At 61.9% G+C, this 1690-nt stretch carries 1 protein-coding gene and 1 pseudogene; one reads left to right on the forward strand and one right to left on the reverse strand.

Features of this window, described 5'->3' with window-relative positions; genetic code table 11:
* Positions 1 to 1320, reverse strand: a 1320-nt coding sequence (locus tag NKJ08_RS38635; RefSeq protein WP_352786387.1) for an acetyl-CoA carboxylase biotin carboxylase subunit, incomplete at its 3' end; no start/stop codon positions are given.
* Positions 1321 to 1535: 215 nt separating this feature from the next.
* Here NKJ08_RS38635 and NKJ08_RS38640 point away from each other — a divergent pair.
* Positions 1536 to 1690: pseudogene (locus tag NKJ08_RS38640) on the forward strand (S-(hydroxymethyl)glutathione dehydrogenase); the annotation flags it as partial.

Here is a 1690-nt window from a genome sequence, read left to right on the forward strand (position 1 = left end):
CCGCCCTTCCCGCCAGCGCGGAGGCTCCATCAGCGCCGCCAGAAACGGGATGTTGTGCTCGATGCCATCGACGACAAAACTGTCCAGCGCCTCCGACATCGCATCTATTGCCGCGAGCCGTGTCTGCGCCCAGGTGCACAGCTTGGCGACCATCGGGTCATAGAACATCGAGATTTCCGAGCCTTCGGTGACGCCGGTATCGTTGCGGATGACGAGCTCGCCGAATTGCCCCTCTTCCGGCGGCCGGTATTTCGTCAGCCGGCCAATCGACGGCAGAAAATTGCGATACGGGTCTTCGGCATAGAGACGGCTTTCCATCGCCCAGCCGTTCAGCTTGACGTCGCTCTGTTTGATGGCGAGCTTTTCGCCGGCCGCCACCCGGATCATCTGCTCGACCAGATCGATGCCGGTGACAAGCTCCGTTACCGGATGCTCGACCTGCAATCGCGTATTCATTTCAAGGAAATAGAAGTTCTTGTCGCTGTCGACGATGAACTCGACCGTGCCGGCGCTCTGATAGTCGACTGCCTTGGCCAGCGCCACCGACTGCTCGCCCATGGCTTTCCGCGTTCTGGCGTCGAGGAACGGCGACGGCGCCTCCTCGGCGACCTTCTGGTTGCGTCGCTGGATCGAGCATTCGCGCTCGCCGAGATGGAGCGTGTTGCCATGGGCGTCGGCGAGCACCTGGATTTCGATATGGCGCGGATCGACGATGAACTTCTCGATGAAGACGCGGTCGTCGCCGAACGAGCTCTTGGCCTCCGACCGCGCCCGGTCGAAGCCGTCGCGCACCTCTGCCTTGCTCCAGGCGATGCGCATGCCCTTGCCGCCGCCGCCGGCCGAGGCCTTGATCATCACGGGATAGCCGATTTCGCCGGCGATCTTTTCGGCATGGGCGGCGTTTTCGATGACACCAAGCCAGCCGGGCACCGTCGACACCTTGGCGGCGTTGGCGAACTTCTTCGATTCGATCTTGTCGCCCATCGCCTTGATGGCCTTGGGCTTCGGGCCGATGAAGACGATGCCTTCCCGCTCCAGCGCTTCGCAAAAGGATGCCCGCTCGGACAGGAAACCGTAGCCTGGATGCACGGCCTCAGCCCCTGTCGCCTTGCAGGCGGCGATGATCTTTTCCGGGACCAGATAACTTTGTGCAGCGGGCGAAGGGCCGATATGCACCGCCTCGTCGGCCATTTCGACATGCACGGCATCGCGGTCGGCGTCGGAATAGACCGCGACGGTGGCGATGCCCATCTTGCGCGCCGTCTTGATCACGCGGCAGGCGATCTCGCCACGGTTGGCGATCAGGATCTTTGTGAACATGCAGGCCTCGTCCCTCGGCTGCCCTTCTTTTATGGGCTTCCCGTTTTATGGGCTTCAGGGGGCCGGTCAAGGCAAAGTCGGGGCCTATCTCGAATGCAAATCCGCGGGCACTGACGAAAATCCGGGGTCGGAACGTCGCTTCGTGCATAGCGCAGAGTTGAGAGGTAAGTTAAATCTAAGCTTGGACTGCAGATTTGCCTTGGGAGGATTGCCTGATGAAAACCCGCGCCGCAGTCGCTGTCGCCGCCGGAAAGCCGCTGCAGATCATGGAGGTCGACCTCGACGGTCCTCGTGATGGCGAGGTGCTGGTCGAGATCAAGGCAACCGGCATCTGCCACACCGACGAGTTCACTTTGTCGGGCGCCGACCC

This window comes from Mesorhizobium sp. M0244, assembly GCF_040321795.1.
Lineage (GTDB): Bacteria > Pseudomonadota > Alphaproteobacteria > Rhizobiales > Rhizobiaceae > Mesorhizobium.